The organism is Vibrio sp. QJM3NY_26 (assembly GCF_057786005.1).
Window position 1 is genome coordinate 1267140 of record NZ_CM173515.1, and the last position, 25288, is coordinate 1292427.

The 25288-nt window shown below is 43.1% G+C and carries 22 protein-coding genes; 11 read left to right on the top strand and 11 right to left on the bottom strand.

Annotated features, from left to right (window positions below; genetic code table 11):
- Nucleotides 1-101 precede the first annotated feature (101 nt).
- Nucleotides 102-461: a hypothetical protein gene (locus tag AC3CH4_RS05755; RefSeq protein ID WP_132763675.1), complete on the top strand. Its 360-nt coding sequence runs from the start codon at nt 102-104 to the stop codon at nt 459-461.
- Between the two features lie 56 nt (nt 462-517).
- Nucleotides 518-844, top strand: coding sequence for a hypothetical protein (locus tag AC3CH4_RS05760; protein ID WP_488543434.1), 327 nt, complete (start codon nt 518-520; stop codon nt 842-844).
- Nucleotides 845-2028: 1184 nt separating this feature from the next.
- Here AC3CH4_RS05760 and rplY read toward each other — a convergent pair.
- The gene (rplY, locus tag AC3CH4_RS05765) at nt 2029-2307 is read right to left on the bottom strand and encodes a 50S ribosomal protein L25 (RefSeq protein WP_017079048.1); all 279 of its coding nucleotides are present in this window, start codon (nt 2305-2307) and stop codon (nt 2029-2031) included.
- Between the two features lie 369 nt (nt 2308-2676).
- Here rplY and AC3CH4_RS05770 point away from each other — a divergent pair, with 369 nt between their 5' ends.
- Both AC3CH4_RS05770 and AC3CH4_RS05775 read left to right on the top strand, forming a co-directional pair.
- On the top strand, nt 2677-3405 hold the full coding sequence (locus tag AC3CH4_RS05770; protein WP_171327491.1) for a glycosyltransferase family 2 protein: 729 nt from the start codon (nt 2677-2679) through the stop codon (nt 3403-3405).
- A 14-nt stretch (nt 3406-3419) separates the two neighbouring features.
- A complete protein-coding gene (locus AC3CH4_RS05775) occupies nt 3420-4682 on the top strand; it encodes an LssY C-terminal domain-containing protein (RefSeq protein WP_171327490.1) in 1263 nt (420 codons plus the stop codon).
- Between the two features lie 34 nt (nt 4683-4716).
- On the opposite strand, the gene AC3CH4_RS05780 is transcribed toward AC3CH4_RS05775, so the two are convergent.
- From AC3CH4_RS05780 to AC3CH4_RS05805, 6 genes are all read right to left on the bottom strand, one after another.
- Complete coding sequence (locus AC3CH4_RS05780; RefSeq protein ID WP_488527089.1) at nt 4717-5895, bottom strand: tetratricopeptide repeat protein; 1179 nt, start codon at nt 5893-5895, stop codon at nt 4717-4719.
- A gap of 5 nt (nt 5896-5900) precedes the next feature.
- Nucleotides 5901-6560, bottom strand: coding sequence for an energy transducer TonB (locus tag AC3CH4_RS05785; protein ID WP_146458225.1), 660 nt, complete (start codon nt 6558-6560; stop codon nt 5901-5903).
- Entirely contained in the window at nt 6532-6939 is a 408-nt protein-coding gene (locus AC3CH4_RS05790) for an ExbD/TolR family protein (RefSeq protein WP_146458223.1), read from the bottom strand. The genes AC3CH4_RS05785 and AC3CH4_RS05790 overlap by 29 nt, the downstream gene beginning before the upstream one ends.
- On the bottom strand, nt 6929-7441 hold the full coding sequence (locus AC3CH4_RS05795) for a MotA/TolQ/ExbB proton channel family protein (RefSeq protein WP_171327487.1): 513 nt from the start codon (nt 7439-7441) through the stop codon (nt 6929-6931). Before AC3CH4_RS05795 ends, AC3CH4_RS05790 begins: the two co-directional genes overlap by 11 nt.
- Nucleotides 7435-8724, bottom strand: coding sequence for a MotA/TolQ/ExbB proton channel family protein (locus AC3CH4_RS05800; protein ID WP_488527272.1), 1290 nt, complete (start codon nt 8722-8724; stop codon nt 7435-7437). Before AC3CH4_RS05800 ends, AC3CH4_RS05795 begins: the two co-directional genes overlap by 7 nt.
- Before the next feature lie 74 nt (nt 8725-8798).
- Nucleotides 8799-9542, bottom strand: a complete 744-nt coding sequence (locus tag AC3CH4_RS05805) for a DUF3450 domain-containing protein (RefSeq protein WP_146458217.1) — start codon at nt 9540-9542, stop codon at nt 8799-8801.
- A 516-nt stretch (nt 9543-10058) separates the two neighbouring features.
- On the opposite strand from AC3CH4_RS05805, the gene AC3CH4_RS05810 reads away from it, so the two are divergent.
- The 4 genes from AC3CH4_RS05810 to AC3CH4_RS05825 all read left to right on the top strand — a co-directional run bounded on the left by AC3CH4_RS05810 (nt 10059) and on the right by AC3CH4_RS05825 (nt 17596).
- A complete protein-coding gene (locus AC3CH4_RS05810; RefSeq protein WP_488543435.1) occupies nt 10059-12410 on the top strand; it encodes a TonB-dependent receptor plug domain-containing protein in 2352 nt (783 codons plus the stop codon).
- Nucleotides 12411-12488: 78 nt separating this feature from the next.
- Nucleotides 12489-14192, top strand: a complete 1704-nt coding sequence (locus AC3CH4_RS05815) for an ABC transporter ATP-binding protein/permease (RefSeq protein ID WP_488543436.1) — start codon at nt 12489-12491, stop codon at nt 14190-14192.
- Nucleotides 14189-17005, top strand: a complete 2817-nt coding sequence (locus AC3CH4_RS05820) for a M16 family metallopeptidase (RefSeq protein WP_237290642.1) — start codon at nt 14189-14191, stop codon at nt 17003-17005. Before AC3CH4_RS05815 ends, AC3CH4_RS05820 begins: the two co-directional genes overlap by 4 nt.
- 114 nt (nt 17006-17119) lie before the next feature.
- Nucleotides 17120-17596, top strand: a complete 477-nt coding sequence (locus AC3CH4_RS05825) for a hypothetical protein (RefSeq protein ID WP_171313499.1) — start codon at nt 17120-17122, stop codon at nt 17594-17596.
- Between the two features lie 85 nt (nt 17597-17681).
- Here AC3CH4_RS05825 and AC3CH4_RS05830 read toward each other — a convergent pair whose 3' ends face one another.
- The 4 genes from AC3CH4_RS05830 to radD form a co-directional block, all read right to left on the bottom strand.
- Nucleotides 17682-19028 (bottom strand): ATP-binding protein, encoded by a 1347-nt coding sequence (locus AC3CH4_RS05830; RefSeq protein ID WP_237290641.1) that lies wholly within the window; start codon nt 19026-19028, stop codon nt 17682-17684.
- 123 nt (nt 19029-19151) lie between these two features.
- The gene (locus AC3CH4_RS05835; RefSeq protein WP_004734666.1) at nt 19152-19811 is read right to left on the bottom strand and encodes a response regulator transcription factor; all 660 of its coding nucleotides are present in this window, start codon (nt 19809-19811) and stop codon (nt 19152-19154) included.
- An 88-nt stretch (nt 19812-19899) separates the two neighbouring features.
- Nucleotides 19900-20298 carry a PepSY domain-containing protein gene (locus AC3CH4_RS05840; protein ID WP_372212069.1) on the bottom strand — a complete coding sequence of 133 codons (399 nt, stop codon included), beginning with the start codon at nt 20296-20298 and terminating at the stop codon, nt 19900-19902.
- 104 nt (nt 20299-20402) lie between these two features.
- Nucleotides 20403-22145 (bottom strand): DNA repair helicase RadD, encoded by a 1743-nt coding sequence (radD, locus tag AC3CH4_RS05845; RefSeq protein WP_004734668.1) that lies wholly within the window; start codon nt 22143-22145, stop codon nt 20403-20405.
- A 97-nt stretch (nt 22146-22242) separates the two neighbouring features.
- Here radD and rsuA point away from each other — a divergent pair, with 97 nt between their 5' ends.
- The 3 genes from rsuA (at nt 22243) to AC3CH4_RS05860 (ending at nt 25028) form a co-directional block, all read left to right on the top strand.
- Entirely contained in the window at nt 22243-22938 is a 696-nt protein-coding gene (gene rsuA, locus AC3CH4_RS05850) for a 16S rRNA pseudouridine(516) synthase RsuA (RefSeq protein ID WP_004734669.1), read from the top strand.
- 213 nt (nt 22939-23151) lie between these two features.
- A complete protein-coding gene (locus AC3CH4_RS05855; RefSeq protein WP_017079054.1) occupies nt 23152-24369 on the top strand; it encodes a Bcr/CflA family multidrug efflux MFS transporter in 1218 nt (405 codons plus the stop codon).
- Nucleotides 24369-25028 (top strand): DUF2913 family protein, encoded by a 660-nt coding sequence (locus AC3CH4_RS05860; RefSeq protein WP_004734671.1) that lies wholly within the window; start codon nt 24369-24371, stop codon nt 25026-25028. Before AC3CH4_RS05855 ends, AC3CH4_RS05860 begins: the two co-directional genes overlap by 1 nt.
- The last annotated feature ends 260 nt before the right edge of the window (nt 25029-25288 follow it).

Consider the following 25288-nt stretch of genomic DNA (forward strand, 5'->3'; position numbering starts at 1 on the left):
TGCGCTGTGTTGTTGTGTTTAAAGTGGTACACAGCAGCTTTGGAATTGCGTTGTTTACACCCCAACCGTGCTTTATGTTTTTACGGATAATAGAGATAATTATGGACTATGTTACTTTCGTAGTAGTTGTTATTTTTGCTTTGATTCCAGTTGTTTATGTAGGCTTTAATCTTTGGGAGTTATATAAGTCATTTCCTAAAGTGAAAGCGGTTTGGAGTAGACTAGCTAGATTTGAGCAACACTTATTTTTAATGGGATTAATGTTGTTTTTGCCAATACCATTGATAAAGAATTCAGAGTTTAAGGATGTTTACGTTTTTGAACTCTTCATCGAGGCTTTTCCAGCAATGGCCGGTGGTATGTTTGTCGCAGGTTTGATTGCATATGTTCGGGAACTACATGCTTATGAGGCTGAGCAACAGGTGTCTAAAATAACTACACCAGATACAGACCAAATATAGCAACTCTTTATGGTGTCATGTCCTACCCTAAAAAGTGTCACTTTATGGAGGTAAGTATGGATATCAAAGAGCCTGATTGGAAAATCTTTTGCGAAATAAAGAGTGAAGCAGCGAAAGTGTTTTGTACTCGGCAGCTAGATGAAGCCATCAAAACGATTACTGATGAAGCAGAACCTGTAGGGGAAAGGTATAACTTTATGTGCCAGCACTCCAAAGAATCTCAAAAGCAAATGAAGCTTATTTTTGATGGCCACTCTCGAAACCGTGCATTTATCCAGCTCATGCAGATGTGTGCGGAAGGCTTGGTTGCACCAGAACAATTCGAACGCCTTTCAGAGGAACTCAAGAAAGACATTACGAGTATTCTAGAAAGAAGAGCCTAAGGAAAGTTAGCTAATCAGGCCGCTTCTTTTTCATTGCTGCAACTATCTCAATATTATTCCTTTTTATTCGCGAATTCGGATATCCGCTACAATTCTGCCTCTGTAACCTCATCTATACGAGTTTTATTATACGAGTTGTATTGAAAATCGTAGAGTTACTCGTTTTTTCCCCTTCAAAATGCCGTTGATTTTTAAGAATTAGCACTAGAATCTGGATTGAGATTTCTTCCAAAAAAGTGTCAACATTACTTGGTCAATAAAATCTCTCGTTAGCCCTTTAAATCCGTGCACTCTAGGTGAACTGAAAGTGTCACCTAGAGTGCATGAGGGTCGGGGTTGCGGGAGTTTATGCTTGTGATGCGACCAGAGCCCCACCATCACAAATTCTTGGACCCAAATTCTTCAATATTTTTGGTTTGAATAGACGTTCTATTAATTATTCGGATTCCGAATCCGTGATTTTTGGTCAGGGAAGTCGAGTGTTATGTTTTGAAAAGTGACTGTGCGGATCAGTGAGTGCCTATAGGTCTTTAAAGTTCTCAATACTGGACTATTAGGTTTACTTGCTGGTGGGTAGTTCAGGCATGTTATGTCATTAAATGAGAGTTGAAGGATTAGGTTGGAAGGTGGTGTTAAGAATGAACGAAAGGCTAGAAGTGTTTTCTTGATCGCCTTTCAGTGTTGTTTGATTAGCCTGGAGTGTATTACGTGGTGGTAAAGCCCAATCCAATATACATGAATGTAAGTAGGCGGCTCTCAGCGCTAGCGAGTTATGCCAAAGGAGTAGTTCTTATTCTAGATTACTCTATTCGTTTAGAAATTCGTACAAGGCCATACAAGTAACATTCTAGATGCTAGTCGGTTTTGTCTTTTTGTTTGAGTGGTGTGTTGAACCTAGCGAAAAAGCGGTCTAGTCTTACTGTTAGAAAAACTACTGTATAAGTCCACCTTTCGTCCACCCTTAATCCACCCAAGCAAGACCGGGATAAAGTGGGGAAGGGGAAAGTTGATTATTTTCGGTGTATTGCGCGAGATTTACGACGTTTTTGAGGGCTCAGAAACGGTGAAACCCCGATGTTGGTAGCATCGGGGTTTCGAATTTCTAGATTTCTCGACTGGTAAGATCGATTATCTTTTCTATGCAGAAGGCTTGGATTAATCCAATCTTATTCCTTGGTAGGGAATTAGATACGGATGAAGTCCATGTGCTCAACTTTAGGCTTGAACGCGTGACGTTGAACGTCTTGCGGCTTAACCTTAACTTCTGCGCCGTCAATCAACAGAGTGATTGCTTCGTAGAATTCAGGCTTATCCATTTGGTTGATCACTTCAGCGTGAACAAGTTCGATAGCTACAGCTGCTGCTTCGCCACCGTAGATTACAGCTGGGAATTTACCAGCGTGACGTAGGCGGCGGCTCGCACCTTTACCTAGTTCAGTACGTACTACTGCTTCAAATTTCATAGTTTTACTCTCAAATTAGTAAAAATTAACTTCACACCTCAATGCGACCTTGAGTATGTGGTAAAGCTTATGCATAAACGAGTTCATGCTTAAGCGAGCGCGGATACTAACATCACATTCAAATCTGAGCAAGTCAGAAGCCCATCTCAAAGTGAATTTCCTTCGATAAATGATTCGTTTGAAGATAAAACGTTCACTAACTCTTATTTACCCCATTTTATCGTCTTTTACATTGCCAATGTTATCTATTTATAGCGCTGCTAAATCATCAAGTTAATGAACGGAAAATGAATGTTTGCCTAAGACTTGGTTAAGGCTTGGTTCGTTAATCTTAGTGTTAATCAAACAGCAAAATGAATAGGTGAAAATATGGAACCGGTAAGCATTGTCGTAATTACGCTAAACGAAGAGAAACGCATTAGCCGCTTAATGGAAGAGTTGAGTGTGCAAACCCACCAAGAGTTTGAAGTGATTGTTGTTGACTCCAACAGTGAAGACAACACAAGGGAAGTGGCACAAGCTTATGAAAACGCGTTGCCAAAATTAACTGTTCATCATATGGAAAACCGTGGTGTGAGCCTTGGCCGAAACACGGGTGCTTCATTGGCGCAATACAACAGAATCCTTTTCTTAGATGCTGACGTGAGCTTGCCTCGAAACTTCCTTGCGAAAGCACTTTATGAACTAGAAGAGAAGAAGCTTGAAGTTGCGGGTGTGTACATGAGTTCGAAAGGTCTGCCGCTTGTACACAAGTTTGGTTACGGCTTATTTAACGCAGGCTTGTTCACTACACAGTTCTTTTTCCCGACGGCGATTGGTGCCTGTATTTTCTCGACTAAACGCGCGCATGATGAAATCGGCGGTTTCGATGAAGGTATCGTCCTGTGTGAAGACTGTGACTACGTAAAACGCGCGAGCAAGACATGGCGATTTAGATTTCTGAATATGACCTTTGGCTTTGACCCACGCCGATTAGATCAAGATGGCGTTGTGAAGACAGGCTCAACTTACCTTAAGGCGAATATAAGACGTTTCTTTAAAGGCGAAATGCGTAACAACGAGATGAACTACAAGTTTGGTCACTACAAAGAACAGTAAGTATTGAGGTTGTTATGTTTGATGGACTAGGGCTGTTTCTGGGGGCATTGGGTGATGCTCTCATTGGTCCAAACCTATTTGTACCGGGAGAGCCCTTTTTTATCGCAGCGGGCTTTCAACTGTATTCAGGTGCATGGATGGCGTTGTTTTTGGTAATGCTAGGTGGTTTGCTTGGTGACCAACTCAGTTATTTCATTGGTTATAAATACGGAGCTAAGGCGCAACGAAGGCTCATTAAGTTTCGTCCTAAAACCAAAAGATTAATTGCGCGCTGCCGCTATCTGGTTGCTCGCAAAGGCACATACATCATTCTTTTTGCCCGCTTATTAGGGCCTATCGCTTGGGTTGTGCCATTTATAGCGGGTTCGCATCGTGTACCGTGGCGCAATTTCAGTGTATTGGCGTTTATCGGCTTGGCTCTTGGTGGAGGGCAGTTCATTGCTTGGGGTATGTTATTGGCGCACGGCGTTGAAAACTTTCCGTGGCTTAATCGTCTTAATATATTTATCTCTGAGCATAATAGCTTGATCGCCGGTGTGTTCACGGTATTGGTCTTCACCATTATTGGTTATCGAATGAAGTGGCGACGCTTGGTGCTTAAATCCAGTGCGCTGTTGTTGGCGTGGATATTGTTTGCGAACTACGCTCACTTTTTCTGGAAGGCCGATGATTTTCAGAATCAACAAGAGACGGTTCAAATTGAAAAAGTCGACTGGAATTCGATGACCTATAAAGCATTCCCAGGCAAATCTTCATTCTACTCGGCACAAGCGATCAACGTAATTTATGTTGGAGTCACTCCCAGAGATTTAATGAAGCAATTAGGCTGGATAGAGAATCAAACGTTCTCTCGAAACGAGATTGAATGGGCAGGTTACCTCGCATTGCTTAGAGACAAAACGCCACCAGTGTCTGATTTGTATTGGCGAGACAAGCCACAAGATATGGCGTTTCAATTGCCGGGTAACTTGATGAAGCGCAGCCATATTCGCTGGTGGCGTGCTGGTGTTGATATTAAAACTAACCAGTCTCAGTGGTTAGGCGCAATTAGCTATGATGATGGCCTTAAAGTCACCCCTTACTCGGGTATTGTTACCATACTTCATAACATCGACCCTAATGTTGATGAAGAACGAGATAGGCTCGCTAATCAGATACGAACGTCACTGCCAGACATCGAGTTAGTTAAACACCCATTAGCAACGGTGGAAGTGATCGATGAAGATCATGATTACTATACAGACGGCAATATTCTTGCGATTGGTTGGCAGAGTTAGGTTTTAATAATGCGTGCAAGTTTAAAACAATATATTAACTAGCATCGTTTAAGTATGCGATTTGTCCGAGCCATTGTTTTGCTGAACTATCAAACTCCCCACCGACTAAAGACGTCAGCAACGGTTTGGCTTCGTTATATTCGTGTAGTTCAAAGTGAGCGATGGCTTTTAATAGTTGCCATCGTTGATTTTCCGGTTGCTGAGTGATCAGTTCTGCTATCAGTGAAATCGCACGTTCCCATTTCTGCTCTGAATAGGCTAACTGAGCTCTTGTCGCCAATACATTTGTGTTAGAAAGTGATTTCAGAAGCAGCATTGCTTTATTTCGCTGTCGTGATCGCAGTAAAGCATGAAGCCTTAATTGATCAACCTTATCTCGGTATTCAGGTGAGGGTATGAAGTTATTGAGTGTTTGGTATGCGAGTGCTGGCGTCTCTGAACCGATCTGCAATTGTGCTAAAAGAATACGCTGTTGCTCCGTAAGTTTTCCTAACCTTTTTACGACAGAAAGTGCAGTGATCGCCTGTTGCTTTTCTCCGTGCTGCACACTTGCTTGAGCCAAGCGGGACCAATAGATATCTCTGCTGGGAAAAAGTTCGGTAACTTTAAGCAATAATGCGTGTTCTTTGTCAAAATCTTCCAAGCGTTGATAACTAGCAAGTAGAAGCTGATAACGTTGCTCTGTTCCATCCAATGCTATCGCCTCTTTTATAATCGATGCAGTTTGTTGCCATTGCTCAATTTGATAAGCACTGTGTCCGGCAATGGTGTAAACCTCAGAGGTTTGTGAGGCTGTGAGTTTGCTTTTTTTTATAAAGTTCTCAGATAAATGTAAGTCTCGCCATTCATTGAATTTATTTAACGCACTAAGGTGACGCTGGTTTTGATAGTTGAGCTGTACCGCGAGGCGTAAAAGTTGTTCTTTGTTAGCAAGGTTTTCTGTGAGCATCAATAGCTCATTAGTTCTATCAAGCGCACACTTGACCATTTCAAGCTTCAAACAAGCTTGTAAATAAAGACTCTTGGTGAGCACTTTAGTTTCTGAATTGGCAGCTTGATGATTGTCGTGAAATCGAGCAAAACTATCAATGCTGATGTCATTGCGCTCCAGAAAACGGCTGAGTTTTTGATAGCGTTCAAAAGTTTCTACGCTTACTTGAGCGTGTGTCATGCAGCTAAATAAAGCCAAGCAGAGCAGAGCGACTTTTTTCATGATGTTTAATCCTCTAGGCTGTAATTTACAGTGACTTGCTGCCATTGCTCTCCAGACTTTGGAGGCACAAACTTCCAACGCATGACAGAGCGTAGTGATGAACGCAGGAAGACGCCTTTCGGGGTTTCTTCAACAATCTCATACTGGGTTGGTTCGCCTTGTTGATTTATTAATAAGGAGAAGATGATGTGGCCTTCTATGCCGTTGCGTTTTGCTTTGGCTGGGTATGTCGGTGAGATTTGGTAAGTTGGCTTAGCTACGACCACTTTTGTTTGAAAGTCGCTTCCTTGTTGCACACCTTGTCCGGAGTACGAAAAATCAAACGTCAAGTGGACATCTAGCTCATCACTCGGCTTAAACGTTACTTCTGGTAGCGTCACTAAGCTCTCCATATCGGGTATAGAGAAGTCCACCAAAGCTGGGCGGCTAGGAGCTGATGTGGGTGCTGAGGCGGCAACAATTGGCTTGCTCACCTCTAGGTCCTCTTGTTTTTTATGAGCGGAAATCGTTTGAATATACGTTGGGTGTTTGATCCGAGCTGGACTCACATCATGTGTTGAGATCAGCAAGTGTAAAAGTGCAACCAGCAAAAGATTGATGATCATAGCCGCCAGCAAGATACCAACCCACTTAGGTTTACTGGTCTTGGGTAGCGATAGCAACATTGGTGATTCCTGATAAGCGCAGTGTGTCAATAATAGAGATAAGTGTACCGGTATCTAAACTTCGGTCGGCATTAACTATTGCATTGATTGTTTGGCTATTCGTTACTTGTGCTTTCACCTGGAACTGCAATTGACTTAGGCTGATGTTTTGTCCGTTAAACCAAATATTTTGGTCACGATCGACACTTACGGTCAGAATTTTTGACTCGGATTTTAGTGTAGAGCTGGATGCGCTGGGTCTATCCACTTCTATGGTAGACTCTTTTTGAAAATTGGCGGACAAAATGAAAAAGATAAGAAGAATAAACACCACGTCAATCAACGGAGTCAAGTCTACTTGAGGTGATTCTTCTCTGTCTGTGAAGGGTTTAATTTTCATAAAATTTCCATTGATGTGTGTAGTGGTCAATGAGTTTTTGTTGTTGTCTTTTTAGATTGTAAGCTAGGTACATGCCTGAGAGCGCCGCGAGTAAGCCTGCCAACGTTGTTAACATCGCCTGGCTAATACCATTAGATACTGCGCTTAATACGTCGTCACTATTAAGTTGTTTGAAACAGTCCATCATGCCGTCGACGGTACCAAGCAGCCCAAGCATAGGAAGAATACGGACAAATAGATGGATTTGACTTAGCCCTGTATTTAGGTGGAGTCTAATTTGACTTGTCCATCCTTGCTTCAAGTAGCGGCGCTGCGTCGAACTAATGTTGGTGTAATGAGCCAACATTAGTTCAATTTTTGAGGCTAAGTCCATACGTCTAAGTACATGGAAGCGTGAGTAGCATTGAATGATTAGCCCCCACATGATCAGCGATATCAAACCGATAGACCACATAATAGGATGGTCTATTGGTAGGCGAGCACTCAATAATTGTTCTAACATGCTTTGCGTTTTCCATAGCGTATATCGACAACTAAACTGATGACTTGATGCTCTAAAATCTCGGCAAGTTGCATTGCTTGATTTTTAACTAAGCAATGAATTATCAATAAAGGAATAGCAACAAGGAGCCCAAGCTTGGTTGTGAGTAGCGCCTCTGCAATTCCACCAGAGAGTAAGTCACCATTTGTTACACCTTGAGCTGTGATCACTGAAAATGTTTCAATCATGCCGCCAACGGTACCTAGTAAACCCATGAGAGGCGCAATTGCAGCTAATACGGCGATTGTTCCCACCCCTTTATGTAGCCAAGGCATCTCGCGACTAATGTTTGCATCTACCACATCTTCCATTTCTTGGTCGGTAGCGCATTCTTTAAGTTGAATGAGGACACGACCTAAAATATTCTGATCAGAAAGATTATTTAGCTTGGCGGTTTGGTGAGTAACGGCTCTTTTTTCTTTGGTCAGTGTGACTAAACGAGTGAAACCGATTGTAAAACCAACCACAGCAAGCAAAGCGATGAGTAAGCCAATAATCCCAGCAGCCATATAGGACTCATACCACCTAGGTTGTTTTGCGATAGCCTCAAAGCCTAAACCAAAGTTTGGGTCGATGATCCACTGATTCGGGGTTAAGTCAATTTGGGGCGGGGGAGTAATTTGTCGCCATTGCTTACGGGCGCCATCAAAGGTCAGCCAACCATACTCCACAGAATATTGACTAAACGCTCCTGTTTGCTGAATGTTTACACGTTCTACTTTACCGCTAGGCATTAATAGTTCGCCAACATATTCTCTAGGTTGACTGGCCTCTGAGAATTGTTGAACCATGATGAGCCAAAGCGTTTTGATGTTCGTGATATTGAATTGACTTTCTTGTATCGGCTTTGGTTCCTTAACATCAAACCAAGTCGCTAGGGGGGTGTTGTTTGCAACAAAGTTCCTTTGTTGAGCTGCGGTGAGGTCGATGACTTCAACAATACCTGCTCGTGCTGCTTCAACTTGTTTTTGTTTGTCGCGTAGTTTTTGTTGAAGTTTAAGAAGTTCTTCTTCAAGTTGTCCATTGCTCTGATTGAGCATTTTAAGCTGATACCGCTGCGCGTTGACTTGGTCACTAACTTCAGACAACTTGCTTTGTTTACGTGACTTTAGCTGTTGATAGCGTTGCACATCATTTTTGTTATCGCGTTCGACACGTTCAAAGATAGCTTGGAGTGTATCATACTGAGCTGGCTTATCTGATGTAGTCGCTCCCGCCGCTGGTTCAATACCCAACACTGTCATTAAGCTGACTATTAACATCACATAACAATGAGTTTTCCAGCTGCTTTGTTTCATGATTCGTTCATTTTTCATGACTATAGCGCCTTTGGAAGTGTTAGGAGTGGATATGCACTACCACCATTAAGGGCAGTGATTGCTTGGCGAAGTTGCTCAGTTTCGTTGTTTGTTAAAATTACCCATCGGTGCTCTTTCGAGTGCCATACGCCTGCTTTTGAAGCATCGAGAGACAGATAGTAGTACCCCAAACGTCCTACTCTTAGGTATTGAACCTCTTGAATAGGGGATAATCGGCCAAACCATGATTTTACTTGAGTGCCGTATTGGATCTCTGTTTGATACGCGATCAGAATACGCTCAAGTTTTTCGGCGTCGCTCAATTGCGGGTTATCTAAATCAGAGTTGATTTGTGTAATTCGCTCAAGTCTTCGTTGTTTATCGAAAGGAAGGTCCGCCTTTACAAGCGCTTGGAGTGTGTTGGTCATTCGCTCCAATAGGGGGTATAGGTTGACCTTTGTTTGACGAATATTATCCATTTCTTGGTCTAACTCATCGACAACATCCTTTAGCTGCAGCAACTGTTTGCGCAGTTGCTGCTCATATCGTATTTGTAATCGTATCTCGTGATCTAAGTTTCTCGTTATTTCGCGCTGAAGCTGAGTTTGATCGTCGATGGCTTCAATATGCTTCTGAGTAGTGGAAGATGATTCAATATAATCAATTTGCTTTTGAAGGTTTTGATTAGTGATTGATGCTGCAAAAGATGTGTTTTGTAGAAATATTAAGCAGATTGCTAATGGCGTAAATCGGATTTGAATCATCAGTATTCTTATTGTCTTTGGTTGCTGTTATTTAAAATAACGATGTTTAAACGAGGGGAATGATAATTGTTTTTATTTATAAGGGAAGGGTTATTTTTCCTTGTTTTCTTGGTTTTTTAATTTAAATATTTGATTTTAAATGGAAATAAATTTTATTTTATTAGATAAATCGGAATGTCTGATAGAAGAGGTACTAAGTTTTAATCTTTTCTATTTTATCGATTGCCTTAACAAAATTAGATTTCTATAAAAATAATTATGTTAAAAAATTGTATGCCATTAGAGATTTAGTAGAGTTTTATTCTAAATGGTATTAATTATCATCTTCGTTTGGTCATATAAAGGTTTCAGAAAGGTTCGGCAGGTTTTATAAGCTTGGTGAATGTTAATGTTTTGCTAACAAAAAACGTGTAGCAGTGAATTCTTCTTTGCTTATAGGTATGTGTAGTGGGATTTACTTACTGAATAACTTATTGTTAGTATTAATGATAATTATTATCACTTAGAACTTTTGAAATGCACCCTTTTAATAAAACCATACTTGCCGCGACCATTGCGTCACTCTGTTCTGTGTCCAGCGTTTATGCGGAAACAGAACAAACATCGAATACTCAAGCTGATCTTACCGTTAATGTCACTGATACAAGAGATGATGATCTTTCAACTAAACAGACGCTTGATGCTGATGATATTAAAGATACACCGTCATCAAACGGGAACTTGGCCGATTATCTTAAAGACAATCCAAATGTACGATTTGCTGGCGGTGATTTGGATGGTTTCCAAGGTGGAGAAATTAAACCTGCTTCTGTGTCTATTCATGGCGCAGATCCATCACAAACGGCTTATCTTGTTGATGGCGTAAACGTCAATAATGATCTTGATCCAAGCGGTATTTTATCTGGTTTGTTTGATGGAACGGCTGGCACTATTCCTAGCGTTAGTTCTGGGCAGGCGTATTACTTTGATGCGAATTTATTAGGTGGCGTAGAGGTTTACACATCTAATGTTCCAGCACATTTAGGAGGCTTTACGGGTGGTGCTATTGATGCTCAAACGCGCAAGTATAGCGGTGAAGATCGTGTAAGGTTGAGCTATCGCACTACTCAATCAGATTGGGCTGAAATGCAAGTTGATAGCAATATTAAATCTGATTTAGAAAATGCGGCTCCAAATGGATATGGCGCAGATTATCAACCTGATTACAAGAAAGACTTCTTCAGCGTTATGGCTGAACAGTCTCTAACAGACGATATCGGCATGGTTGTTGGTTTTAGTCGTCGTGAGTCAGACATTAATCAGAAGCGTTTAATTAACAAAGCCGGAGAAACTGATTTTAGGGATCATACTCGTCAGTCAGATAACTTCCTCGCTAATTTTAATTGGATACCAAGTGTTGACCGCAGCCTTGAAGTTGGATTTCGTCTATCTGATTATGAAGAAGGGAAATACTATGCAACTAACTTGGACGGAAACGTAAAAGATACGCATTTGGCTTATGGTTCAACTATCAAGTGGAATCAACGTCTTGGTTCTGGGGCAATATCAGCGACGGTTATCTACGATAAGTTTCAAGATGAGCGCGAATCAAATTCTACTTATGCTGTTGTAACAAGTGACTTAGATAATGAAATGGACTACGAGGAAGGTGGCTATGGAGATAGTCAACTGACTCAACAGAATGTCGAGTTGAAACTGGATTACGATTTCGATCGTATGGAGTTAGCTGGTACTTCTCACTTGCCTTCTATTGGTGCTAGCTATCGAAAAACGGACTTTGATTTTAACCGTGATGAGGATGCAACTCAGAGAATTGTGACTTACTTCTACGGTATGGTAATCGACGATCGCACGAGTACTGCGAGTAAAGGTACTGTCTCTACCGACTATCAAGATTACGCATTTTATGCTCAAGATATTATTAAATGGAATGACTTTACATTCCGACCTGGTATTCGTGTAGATCAAGATGACTACCTTGAAAATACCAATATTGCCTATCGCGTCAGCAGCTCTTGGACTGCAACAAAGGATACAACGGTGAATTTGGGAGCTAACCGTTACTATGGCCGCTCGTTTGCAATGATGAAACTTGCTGGCGAAATCTTAAAGTTGAATGGCGATGAAACGCGAGATTACGAGTCGATTAAAAATCTAGATACTCAGTATTCAGATGAAATCAGCTTTAGTGTTGATCAGGTGGCCGGGAATTTCCTTGTGTCAGCAGGCTATGTGTATCGAAACTTTAGAAACACGATAGAACATAATGAAACTAGGGACGGTAATAAGAGAATTTATTCTTATTACAACGGCTCAAGCTTCGCAACCGATACGTATACACTTCAAGCCACCAATATCCTTCCATGGGTACTTGGTCTTACCCAATGGTCCACAACCGTGGGCATTGATTATTTGGTTACAGATAGATCTGACATCGAGGATCCTAACCAAACGGTTATCTTTGATGGCAAGTTAACGACCAAAGCTCAAATGGAAAAAGAGGTAAATAGCAACACAGAAGAGTGGGTTGCCCGTTTTGGTCTTGATATGAGAATCCCTAGCTATGATGTGACTTGGGCGAACAAAGTCTACATAAAAGCACCTGTTGATAAATATGAGTATATGTCTACTGATAGCAACAATATTGATGCGTATCGTCACTATGAATATGGCACTCATACTCAATGGGATACCCGACTACGCTACCAACCAAGCCTATTTGGTACACACTCTGCGTACGTGCAAGTGGACGTACTAAATGTACTTAACCAAGTTCGTAAAGATGAAATAAAAGCGAATCGACAGGGCGATTACGGCATGTACTCCCCAGGTCGTGAGTTCTGGCTTGAGTTAGGTTACGAATTCTAATCACTTCTTTTTAATTTTTTTGATAATAAGTGACCAGTGGTTTTCAGCTACTGGTTGCCTTGTCATTTTTGGTGAAATATGTCTAACCCATCCCCCTTGTCTCTAAAAGACAAATCCTTCCTTTCTCAAGTATGGTCGCTAGCACATCCATACTGGCGCAGCGACGAGAAACGTATTGCTTGGTTGCTGCTCAGCCTTGTTGTTGGCCTGAACTATTTGATTGTTGAAGTCGCGGTTCTATACAGCAACTGGAACCGTGATTTTTTTAACCTAATGCAAAATGAAGAGTGGAATAACTTCTGGAATATGCTCGGTCAGTTTGTGTTGATCATGATGGTTTACACAGTGGTTGACTTGGCTGAGGAATACTTGAGAAGAGCACTGCGTATCCGCTGGCGCCGTTGGCTTACCCATACGTTTTTGCAAGAGTGGTTGGGTGGTAAACGTTTATACCGCCACCAACTTAGCTATCCCGATAGTGACAACCCAGATCAGCGTATCTCTCAGGATGTGAAAGACTTCTGTGACAAGACACTATCCATGGGGCTAGGTTTACTTCGCACTGTCACCAGTTTATTTTCATTTGTGGTCATTCTTTGGAACCTCTCAGGCAGCCTAACTCTCGAGTTTGCAGGCAGTGAATGGGTTATTCCTGGGTACATGGTATGGGTTGCGATTGTTTATTCCATCATTGGCACTTGGTTGACACACAAAATTGCCAAACGTTTGGTACCACTGAACTTTGAACAAGAAAAAAGTGAAGCCGACTTTCGTTTCCATTTAATGCGAGTACGAGAGCATGCCGAATCTATTGCGCTGCAGCGTGGCGAATCCGCTGAAAACCACCGCACCCAAAATCTGTTTGGTAAGGTATGGGATAACTGGCAGCAACTTACTGGCATGAAGCTAAAATATGGCGCTTTTACCAGTGGTTATAACGAGGTTGCGCGAATTTTTCCTTACTTGGTTGCCTCACCGAGATTGATGAGTGGTGCGTTACAACTTGGCGATATGATGCAAACTGCGACCGGTTTTTATCGCGTTCAAGAAGCCTTCAGTTGGTTCGTCGACTCTTATGAATCACTTGCCGATTGGCGCGCAGTGACTGACCGTTTAATCACGTTTCACACTCAATTAGAAGCACTGCCGGCAGCGAATGCTATGCCGCATTCGCACCAACCTGAGTGGCGCGATCTCAATTTGTATTCACCGGAACAGCAGCCACTACTTACAGAGCAAAGCGGAAATATTTCGCAGAGTATTACCATTAAAGGCTTATCTGGTGGGGGTAAGAGTACTTTCATTCGTTCTTTGGCAGGGTTATGGCCTTATCAAAATGGTGAAGTCAGTATGCCAGATGACAGAGAATGCATGTTCATTCCTCAGAAGCCTTATCTGCCGAATGCTAGTTTGCGCGACATCTTGTTGTATCCAAACAGCGAATCGACGTCTGATTCAGATCTAGTGGATGCATTAACGCTTGCTGGAGTATGCAAGTTTGGCGATAAGCTCGATTTCAATAGCAACTGGCAACAGAGTGTGTCAGGCGGTGAGCTTCAGAAAATCATGCTGGCACGCAGTTTGGTTCAAAAACCTCAATGGCTTTTCTTGGATGAAGCTATGTCGGCACTCGATCCTGAAAGTTATCGTTCAATTCGAGAAGTATTGAAGGTGCAACTCCCGGGTTGCTATATCGTCGAAGTATCACATCGCGAGAGTCACGAAGAAGAGCAAAACCAACTTATTTTATGCACACAAACACAATCGTTTAAATATTTATGAAGATTAACAAAATACTGATACTGGCAAGCGCGGCACTTTTGGGTGCTTGTCAGGTGATTACACCGACCAAAAATGTAGATGCGCCTTTGGACCTATCACAGACGTTGAATTTTGACAGTAATGTAGAAGTCGGCGAGCTTGAAAATGGCTTGAGCTATTACATTGCTGAAAACACCAATCCTGAATCGCGAGTTTATGTCCGCTTGGTCGTTAATGCAGGTTCAATGAGCGAAGACGATGATCAAAGAGGTGTCGCTCATATCGTTGAACATATGGCATTTAATGGCACAAAACATTATCCCGGGAATGAAGTCATTAAAGTGCTGGAAGAAGCGGGAATGAAATTTGGTGTCGACATCAATGCGTTTACCGACTTTGAAAATACGGTTTACACCCTTAACTTACCGAGTAACGATCCTGAAACTCTTGAATTGGTGATGGATGTACTTTCTGATTGGGCAAGCAATGTGACGATGCTTAAAGGGGATTTAGATGCAGAACGTGGCATTGTTTTGGAGGAGTGGCGTGCTCGATTAGGTCCAATGTTAAGGTTGGGTGATAAGAAAAGTGCGATTGAAATGGCTGGATCACGCTATGTTATGCGTGACCCAATTGGTGACCCTCACACCATTAAAAATGTATCAAAGTATCGAGTTGCGGACTTTTATACAAAATGGTATCGCCCAGACAATATGTCGGTTGTGGTCGTTGGAGATGTTCAAACTGAACAAATCAAACAGCTAATTACTCGTAAATTAGGTGATGCCAAAGCGCCTGATTCACCGTTAGAGACAGTTGATTACAGCATCCCACTAGTGGAAGGCTGGCGTAGTGAAGTGGTATCAGAGGAGGGGTACTCATCACCATCTGTGGAGGTCAGCTTTTTCTCAACTTTCCAACCAGATCTTAGCTACGCTCGCTATCAAAAGGATCTTGCCCATCAAATAGCGACGCGTCTGCTCAATGTTCGTCTTCAACGTTGGGAGCAAGATGAAGGTAACGTGGTCAACGCAGCTAACTTTTACTCGTCAAATGTAGGTAGAGAAACATCACAGGCGGTCTTCTCTCTACAACTTGTTGAAGGGCAATATGAGCAAGCAACACAAGCATTGTTTCAGTTTGTTGCACAGCTTACCCAGCACGGCTTTTCTAAACAGGAAGTACATGGAGAAATCCGTCGTCTAAAAGGCGTTATTGACCGAAACCAAGACAAAAAAAATTACAGCATCGACCTTGCTGGGGATCTTATGGTATCAGCAGCCAGCAAACAAATATTGATAGATAAAGAGCAAGCTTATCAACTTAATAAATACTTTTTAGACCGCATCAACGTTGATCAAGTGAATGAGGCTTTCCGACGAGTTATAGAACCTAAATCGCGTTTAGTTTTGTTAACGCAGCCAACCAATAAGCGACAACCTAAACTGGAGACTGAGTGGATTGAGAGTGAATGGCATTCGAATATGCTTAGCAAACAGCCACGATGGGCTATCGATGATAGCCAAGCTGTGTTGCCAGTTGTTGAACCAAAATTGGGGACACTCAAACAAGAGAAAAAGTGGGCGGAACATCGAATTACTGAATATCGCTTGAGCAATGGAAGTAAACTTGTATATCGCTATAGCGACAGCAACCCTGGCCAAGTCCACTTTAAGGCGTTAACTGAAGGCGGTTTACGCTCAGTTCCTCAACAAGATTATCAAGCCCTAAAAACGGCGGTCAGTCTGGTGGATGATACGGGTGTAGGTGTAGTCCCACAGGCTGATATTCAAACTATCTTCCGTGGCAACCCTGTTGTGATGTCGACATTGGTAGGAGATTACCAACAAGGCTTCTCTGGTTGGGCTAAGACCGACAGTTTTGAAAGGATGTTAAAGCTATTTCATTTAAAATTGGCGGTAAGTCCAGTATCGGAAAAGTCACTAAAAGAATATCAAGTTGAGATGGAGCAGCGTTTAAGTGGCAACCAATTTGACGGTGCAGACCGCTTTGTTAGAAAGGTCTCTGAGTTACGCTTCCCAGACGTCCCAACAGTGTATAGTGATAATGGTGAACAAGCGACACTCTATACAGCACAAGGGCTTAGCGATATTTATCAAGAATACATCGCGGGTAAAACAGATTACACCTATTTTGTTGTGGGTGATATATCTGCTCATCAACTTGAGCAACTTGCCGCGCGCTATTTGTCCTCGGTCGAGGTGAAAGAGTCTGCGAGAAATTACTACGAGCTTAGAGCGTCGTCGCCAGAAGTACGTTACAGCAAAGCTGATTCCAAAGAGCCGAGAGCAGAGGTCGAAATTTACTTAGTTCAAGACTCTCAGTGGCGACCAGATAATGCTTATTACTTGGAACTGAGCGGCGAGTTGGTTCAAGAGCAATTACGCTTGAAGCTTCGAGAGCAGGCCTCGGGAGTTTATGGTGTGGCAAGTTGGTTTTGGCAAGACAATTACAGCCCGCAAGCAGAAGGAAGAATCCTGTTTACTTGTGCTCCTGAGCGAGTGGATGAATTGATATCACTGACACATTCGGTGTTGAGTTCAGTCGCAATGCAAGGAGCCGATGAACAAGTGCTTGAGAATAAATTAGTTCAACGCGACGACCAAATTGATCGTTATCTGCACTCAGATTTAGGCATGTTAAATGCGATGGAACAATCCTATGTACTGACTGATAGCCCACGCTTGATTCAAGCACAGCGCCGAGCGAATAGTGAAGCAAACAAGTCGAAAGTTGATGGAATTATGCGTCAGTTTTTAGCTCGTGCAGACCGCTTTGAAGCTGTGTTGCTGCCAGAGTCTGTGACCAATTAGATTAACTAATCATTCAACAATCATTTAAGCAGCGCACACTTGTCACTCACTTGAACTTAGTGGGAATTGATAATGATAAGTGATAAAGCGCGGCTTCTTAATTGGATCAGAAATATGAAAAAATACGTATTATTCGGATTGCTATCCATTTGCACTTTTAACGTAGCAGCTGGTTTGGAGTTAGCGAAGACCTATCAAGATTGGGAACATTACGAGTCTAAGAGTTTTGATTCTGGAGAGGCTGTGATTCTTGGAGTATCGAGTGTTAAAAGTGATGGTAATGCAGAAACGGTCGCGTTGCGATGTACCACAGAAGGCGTGAATCTATTGTTTTTTAATGGAGTTTCAAGGCAAGAACCTGGCTATTCAGCAAAAGCTTCACTAAACAATGGTTCAGTATTCGATATGGATGTCTGGATTAAAGGTACAACACACTGGGCGACGGTACCGATAGGCCAACTTGAATCTTTTTACAGTGCTGACTCTTTAAGTGTTGAACTACAAGGGGATGAGCAAGAGGTAGAAAAGATCAATGTATCACTGAAAGGATTTAAAACCATGTATATGACATTGGTTCAAAGTTGCAAATAGCCAATCATTTCAGATAAATAGGCATATCAATACGCTTGGCATGCCTATTCAAAATTCAATGTTATCAACTCAAGTTCGATGAAGGCTAGCTTTGGGCCAGCTGTAAAATAAGCGTGGCTTTTAATCCGCCCATTGAGCTTTTTTCTAAGTTGAGCTCTCCTCGGTAGCTATGTGCCATTTCGTTAACTATGTTCAACCCCAACCCCGTACCCGGAGTCGTTTCATCTAAACGGACTCCCCGCTTAACTGCTTGGCTGAGTTTCTTTTGAGGGATACCCGGACCATCATCTTCTACTATAAGCTCGATTCGTCCCTCATTTAGCTGATTCGAATGGACTCGGATAATGCTGCTCGCCCATTTGTAACTGTTCTCGAGTAGGTTGCCGACCATTTCATCAAGGTCGGTTTTTTCTACGGCAACTTCAAGCTCAGAGTCCAGCTCATTGATCATGGTGACGTCGTTAGCGGCGTAGACTTTATCAAAAGCCATCGCGATAGCTTCGACACGTTCACAAGGCGATGACTTCACCGAAAGGATGTTCATTGCGCCAGCCATACGAGCACGGCCAAGATGATAATCTATTTGGTTCTGAATCTGATGAATGGGTTGTTGTAACAATGTTTTGTCATCGTCTGGAAGTCGCTCTATCTCATTTTTCAGAACTGAAAGCGGTGTTTTCAACGCGTGAGATAAGTTACCCGCGTGGTTACGAGCTCGCTCCAATAACTCTTGATAGTGGAAGAGTAGGGCATTGAGGTCAGAAACTAATGGAGAAACCTCTTTCGGGTAGTTGTCGCTTAACCCTTGTTGCTCGCCGTTTCTTAACATCACCAATTCACGTTGCATCTTACTGAGTGGCAATAGCGACCAACTGACTTGAATACCAATCAACATCAGCACGCCCACAAACAACAGCATCAGAATCAACCAGACTTGACTAGTAAGCTCGGTCAATGTGGATTCTAGTGGGTCTTCATCAATACCTATGGTGATGGTAACGGGCTCATTTAGTTCAGGTAAGTAGATGTCTTGCTCAATGTAAATCAGCTTCTCATCTTGTGGCCCTTTGACCGATGTGTGGATAGGAGAACGCTTGATGGTGAGGTCTTTGTCCCATAGAGATCGAGATCGAATAATCTGGTCTTGGGTAGCAGCTCGCCAATAAATACCACTGTAGGGTTGGTTAAACCTAGGGTCAGACAGACGCTCTGCCATGATGAGGTTACCACTGTCGTTGGTTTCTATGTTGGCGGTTAACTCGTCCATGGTTAGGCTGAGCTGTTGCTTGACGTCATCGACCAAATAATCGTTAACCAACTTAGGTATTCCAACGCCTGCCGCTAATATCATCGCACCTAGCCAAAAAGCCGCGGCGAGGAGCAAGCGGCTTTTTAGACTGACGTTTTTAAGTGTTCGTTTTTTTAGATTCATACGTTACCAGCCTGTCTTTGCTCATCTTGCTATGAGAACAACAACGATAATCACAGGCTGTCCACTTAATTGATTCTCTTGTGCTTAAATTGACGACTGCTCTTAGCTTAATTAAATACAGCATTATTCAGCATTCAGTTGGTAGCCAAGGCCACGAACGGTTTTGATAATCTTAGGTGCGATTTTCTTACGAATACGACCGATGAAAACTTCAACCGTGTTCGAGTCGCGGTCGAAGTCTTGCTTGTAGATATGCTCAACCAACTCAGTGCGCGAGATAACTTTGTTTTGGTTATGCATGAAGTACGCAACAACTTTATATTCTAGCGCCGTGAGGCTAACTGCCTGACCTTGCCACAACACTTTAGAACTGCGTGTGTCTAGGCTTAGATCACCAATTTGAAGTATAGGAGCAGCACTGCCTGACGCTCGGCGCAGTTGAGCTCGAATGCGGGCTATCAGCTCGACCATTTCGAATGGTTTAGTTAGGTAGTCATCAGCGCCTGCATTCAAGCCTTCTACACGCTGAGTAAGCGTGTCACGCGCACTTAAGATAATCACTGGCGTGTTAATGTTTTCGTCTCGAATGCCTTTTAATACGGTTAGGCCATCCAGCTTAGGTAGACCTAAATCGAGAACGATGGCATCCCACTCTTCTGATGTTGCACGGTAGAGTGCGTCAATACCATCTTGAGAAAGCTCAGGTACCCAGTCAGCTCCCTCAAGTGTTTCTAGAATTTGTTGGCCCAAGCGAGGTTCGTCTTCAACGACTAAAATTTTCATAATTGTTCTTCTTAATTCTTGTAATGACTGTTCGTTGTGCTTAATTGCTCGTCGTGATTAATGGTGTTTTTAAAGTTGCGGATCTTACTTATTCACCGTGTTTAATTGCGTCTTTAAAGTTTCGGCCTTTAATCATGAGCATTTCTAACGTCTCAGCGTTGTATTCGACTTTGATGATGTTGTTTTGGTGATTGATTTTTAGTTCATACACCCAAATATCATCGTCTTCTTCTAGTTCTACTTTAATGATTCGACCATGAAGATCGTTCTCAACGGCCGCATACATTTCTGAGAACGGGCGAATATAGCCTTCGCGTACGGCTTCGTAGACTTCGTCTTGATCTTCTTCAAATTCGATACGGGTTCCCGCTTTATGGACATCTTGTACAAGATCATGACCGTTATGATCTGAGTCAGCCCACGCACTAGCGGCGACACATAAGCCTAAGCTTAAAGAAAACATAGAAATCATAACTTTACTAAACATAGCGAATCCTAGAGAAGGTTGATAGCGTTCAGTATAAAAAAGTAATTCTGAACAGAAAGTGAACCTGATGAATAATGAGATTTAGGTTCTCAAAAAATGAGATGTTAACGTTGCTGAAGCTCGTCTTCGAATATCTTGTCTCTCATTTTCCAAAAACGCCCGACTTTACGTGCAATCACGAATTGAGGTGGGCGGAATCTATGTTGGTGAGCAACCACTTTCGTTGGTGAAGCTTCCTCAAAAGGGCGGTGTCTGTCAGCAAGATGAGGGCGAACAAACTGGTCTTTAAAGTTCTGCTTCTGTTTCTTGGTGGTTAATGACCAAAATTCATGCACTTGTGCTTGGTTTTCGCCACGGTAAGTGACTTTAAGTTGCGACTTACCTTTGTCGTCCTTGAGAACGTTAAGATCCATCTCTAAACACTCAAACACCAACGCATCTTTTAGGTTTAACGCTTCCTTAAGCTTTTTATCTGGGTCGACCAAGGTGGCATCGCACTCATGGCAAATGCGCGCGGCAATGTCGTTGTCAGCGCCGCATTCACCGCAGTATTTGGCTCGGAAGCGATAATTACAGTGTTCGCGTTCTCCCGTGTCTTCATCGGTAAAGTAGCCTTGGCATTTACGGCCAAAGTGCTCTAGCAAGAAGCCATTGCTGTCTAGCTTGCCCCAGAAGTTATTGTTGAAGCCGCATGCAGGGCAGGGGATGGTGATGATTTCACTGTCTGAGTCGGGTTTAGGGTCGCCCACTTCAGGTTGGTAAAGATCGTAACTGTTGCCAGCATAGTCGAGCACCAAACACTCTTTTTTACCCGGCGATAAGCGTAAGCCACGGCCAACGATTTGTTGATACAAACTGATGGACTCTGTCGGGCGTAAAATCGCGATTAAATCGACATGAGGGGCATCAAAACCTGTGGTTAATACCGATACGTTAACCAAGAACTTGATTTTACGTTCTTTGAAGTCACTGATGATTTGGTCACGTTCGAGAGTTGGTGTGTCGCCGATTACGATTGACGATTCACCTTCAGGCAGTAAGCCAAGGATCTCTTGTGCGTGTCTAACAGTGGCAGCAAATACCATGATCCCTAACTTGTCTTTGGCCAGTTCAATGATCTGGTCGACAATTTGTGGGGTCGCACGTTTAGATTGCTCAATCACCATATCGAGTTCGGCTTCTTTGTAGCGGCCTGTACTTGCAGGTTTTAGCTGTGAGAAGTCATAGCTCAATACTGGCGCATCGATCATGCGTGCTGGTGTTAGAAAGCCTTCGTCCAACAAGTAGCGAATCGGCAACTCGAAAATACAATCTCTGAAAAACCTAGGCTCTTCAGATCGTACTTGTCCACGCGTGTGATACTGATAAAGCCAACCCATACCAAGACGATAGGGGGTCGCGGTTAGCCCAAGCACCTTGATCCCCGAATTATTCTCGCGTAAGTGAGTGATCACTTTTTGGTAGCTACTGGTCTTTTCATCGGGAACACGGTGGCATTCGTCGATAACCAACAGTGAAAATTGGTTAGAGAATGAATCGAGGTTGCGAACCACAGATTGAACCGAAGCGAACACCACTTGTTGGTCTGTCTCTTTTCGCCCTAAACCCGCAGAGAAAATTGAGCCTTTCAGCCCATAACCTTCATACTTTTCATGGTTTTGTTCGACCAATTCTTTAACGTGAGCAAGCACCAGCACTCGACCTTTCGCAAGCCTTGCTAGTTCAGCAATCACGAGGCTTTTCCCTGCGCCTGTAGGCAACACAAGAACAGCCGGTGTTTGGTGTTTTCTGAAGTAATGAATCACTGATTTTACGGAATCAGCTTGGTACGGGCGGAGTGTATACATATCGCGTCTTGTAGGGTAGAAAACAAATAGTGTGAAATAGCTCAACTAATTGAGCAAAGGTGACTATAATACCCGACTTAGATTAGTTGAGGTATTCATGCGTTTAGATAAATTTCTGTGCGATGCATTAGGCGTCACTCGAAGAGAAGCAACACACTTATTAAAATCCAAGGCAGTGACAGTAAATGATGTCATTCAAAAAAGCGGTTCACTCAAGGTAACTGAAGAGTGCGTTGTGGAATGGCAAGGCAATGAACTGAATGTTCACGGCCCACGTTACATCATGCTTTATAAGCCAGAAGGCTTTGTTTGTTCGCATGAAGATGGCGCAAATCGTATCGCCTTTGAATTACTCGATGAAATCAAAATGGACAAGCTGCACTTTGCTGGTCGTCTAGATATTGATACGACGGGTCTTGTGTTGATTACCGATGATGGTAAGTGGTCTCACCGCATCACATCACCAAAGCACAAGTGCGAGAAGACGTACCGTGTGTGGTTGGTTGAACCTGTTGAAGACGATTACGTTGAAAAATTCAAAGAGGGCATCCAGCTTAAGAGCGAAGATGGCCTAACACTTCCAGCACACCTAGAAGTTCGTGCTGAGCGTGAAGTATTATTAACGATTCACGAAGGCAAATACCACCAAGTAAAACGTATGTTTGCGGCACTTGGTAATAAAGTTGAAGGGTTACACCGTGAACGTATCGGTGAAATCGAGATGGATGAATCTTTGGAGTTGGGTGAATACCGTTACCTCACACAAGAAGAAGTCGACTCTATCTGGAAGTAATCTTTTCTGCCTTAGATGTGGCCGACCAAGGATAGCGTCGGCTGATTATTTTGACTGGTACTAGGACAGTTTCAGCCATTATTACTATATGTTCATGTATGTGTGCGCATATTCGTGTATCACTGTGCGTATTCGTATATTGCTATGTGTATATTCGTATATTGTGCGTGCATGCTCGTGCTCACATAGAACTTAGTACTTAGTCGGAGAGTTATGCAAACGTCTACCCAACAGACCCCAAGCTCACAACCACAAACTCCTCAGTTAGGTTGGATGCTATTTTTGGTTCTGGGTGCGATTGGTGCACTGACACCACTCGCCATCGATATGTATCTGCCTGCTATGCCAACGATCGCCAAAGATCTAGGCGTTACAGCGGGTGAAGTTCAAATCACACTCACAGCGTACACCGCAGGTTTTGCATTAGGTCAGTTGTTACATGGTCCGTTAGCCGACAGTTATGGTCGCAAGCCTGTTCTACTGATTGGTGTATTCTTTTTTGCGGTCGCGTCTGTTGTGAGTGCGACGACTCATGGCATTGAAGCGTTAACGTTAGTTCGTACGGCTCAAGGTTTTGCAGGTGCTGCGGCAGCGGTTATTATCCAAGCGGTTGTGCGTGATATGTTCGACCGTGAAGATTTCGCACGGACCATGTCGTTCGTTACCTTAGTGATGACGGTTGCACCACTTATCGCGCCGATGATTGGTGGTTACTTAGCATTGTGGTTCGGTTGGCGTTCAATCTTTTGGGTATTGGCTATTTTTGCGGTGATTGTCATTCTCGCGGTGATAATCAAAATTCCTGAGACATTGCCTGTCGATAATCGTCAACCATTGCGCTTTAAAACCACGATTCGTAATTACGCTCGTTTATGTAAAAACCCAACCGCTATGGGCCTGATTTTCTCGGGTGCGTTCTCGTTCTCTGGGATGTTTGCATTCTTAACTGCAGGCTCTTTTGTCTACATTGATGTCTATGGCGTACGTCCTGACCTGTTTGGTTACCTATTTGGTCTGAACATTGTTGCGATGATTCTGATGACGACAATCAATGGTCGAATCGTTAAGAAGGTCGGTTCTCATACAATGTTGAGGGCAGCGCTGGTCATCCAATTACTGGCTGGCGTGGGTTTACTTGTCGGTTGGGCGTTGGATCTCGGGCTTTGGGGAATTGTGCCGTTTGTGATGCTATTTATTGGCACCATCTCTACTATTGGCAGTAACTCTATGGGTCTATTGCTCAGTGGTTATCCAAACATGGCAGGCACGGCTTCATCGCTTGCGGGAACATTAAGATTTGGTACTGGTTCTGTCGTTGGGGCTATCGTTGCGATGCTGCCAAGTGACAGTGCTGGGTCTATGGCTATGGTAATGGCTGCATGTGCAGTAATGTCAGCATTACTATATTGGACATTAGGAAAGAAGGCATAATGTCAAAATACTATATTGAAATTCAGAAGTTAGTGAATGATGCGCTAGGCGAGCTATACGCTCTACATAAGTCTGGCAAGGCCATTGATGCACCTATCGCGAACAACCTTTACCTTGTTCGATGGGTAACAAAGGCGATTAAATCTCAAGCCTATGATCGCGTGATTGTGCCTGACTTGGTTCGTTGGCAGAAACAGGGTCGCTCAAAAGGCAATAACTCTGATTTAACTTTTACCTTTAAACGTATTTCTGCGTTTTACGGGCGTTTTTTCCCTGAAGGCGAAGATCCTAAAGCGCTTAAAGACAGCGATGTTGAAGCGTTCATGGACAAAATGTACGAGATGGGTTGGAGCGTATCGAGTGAAGATGAGCTAACGACTGGCGGTAAGATTCAATTCTTCACCGATGGTGAGCACTCTTTTGCTTTGTGTGGCAAACAGTGCGACGACTCTTTCGACGGTGAGTTGATGGTTAAGCCAATGAACTGGTTTGTTCGTGGTAACCACGCCGAGTTCATTCAAGCGGCGATGGAAGCGGGTTTCATGCTTCACAAAGTAACGGACTACAAGTCTGCGGTGAAGTATCACGGTGAATACATTGTTTACCCTGCTAACCAAGGCAACCAACTTGCAGAGATCCCAATTAGCGTTATTGGCTAGTAGCGGATTCTGGATACGAGATGAGAGATACGAAGAGCGGAATTATCCGCTCTTTTTTTGCCTCTCATAGCGCGTGTCGCAAATTTGCTGTTAAGTCTTTTCGCATCCCGCCACTCGAATCCCGTATCTGCTTTTAGTCTTTTCGCATCCCGCCACTCGAATCCCGTATCTGCTTTTAGTCTTTCCGCATCCCGCCACTCGAATCCCGTATCAGCTTTTAGTCTTTTGGCATCCCGCTACTCGAATCCCGTATCTGCTTT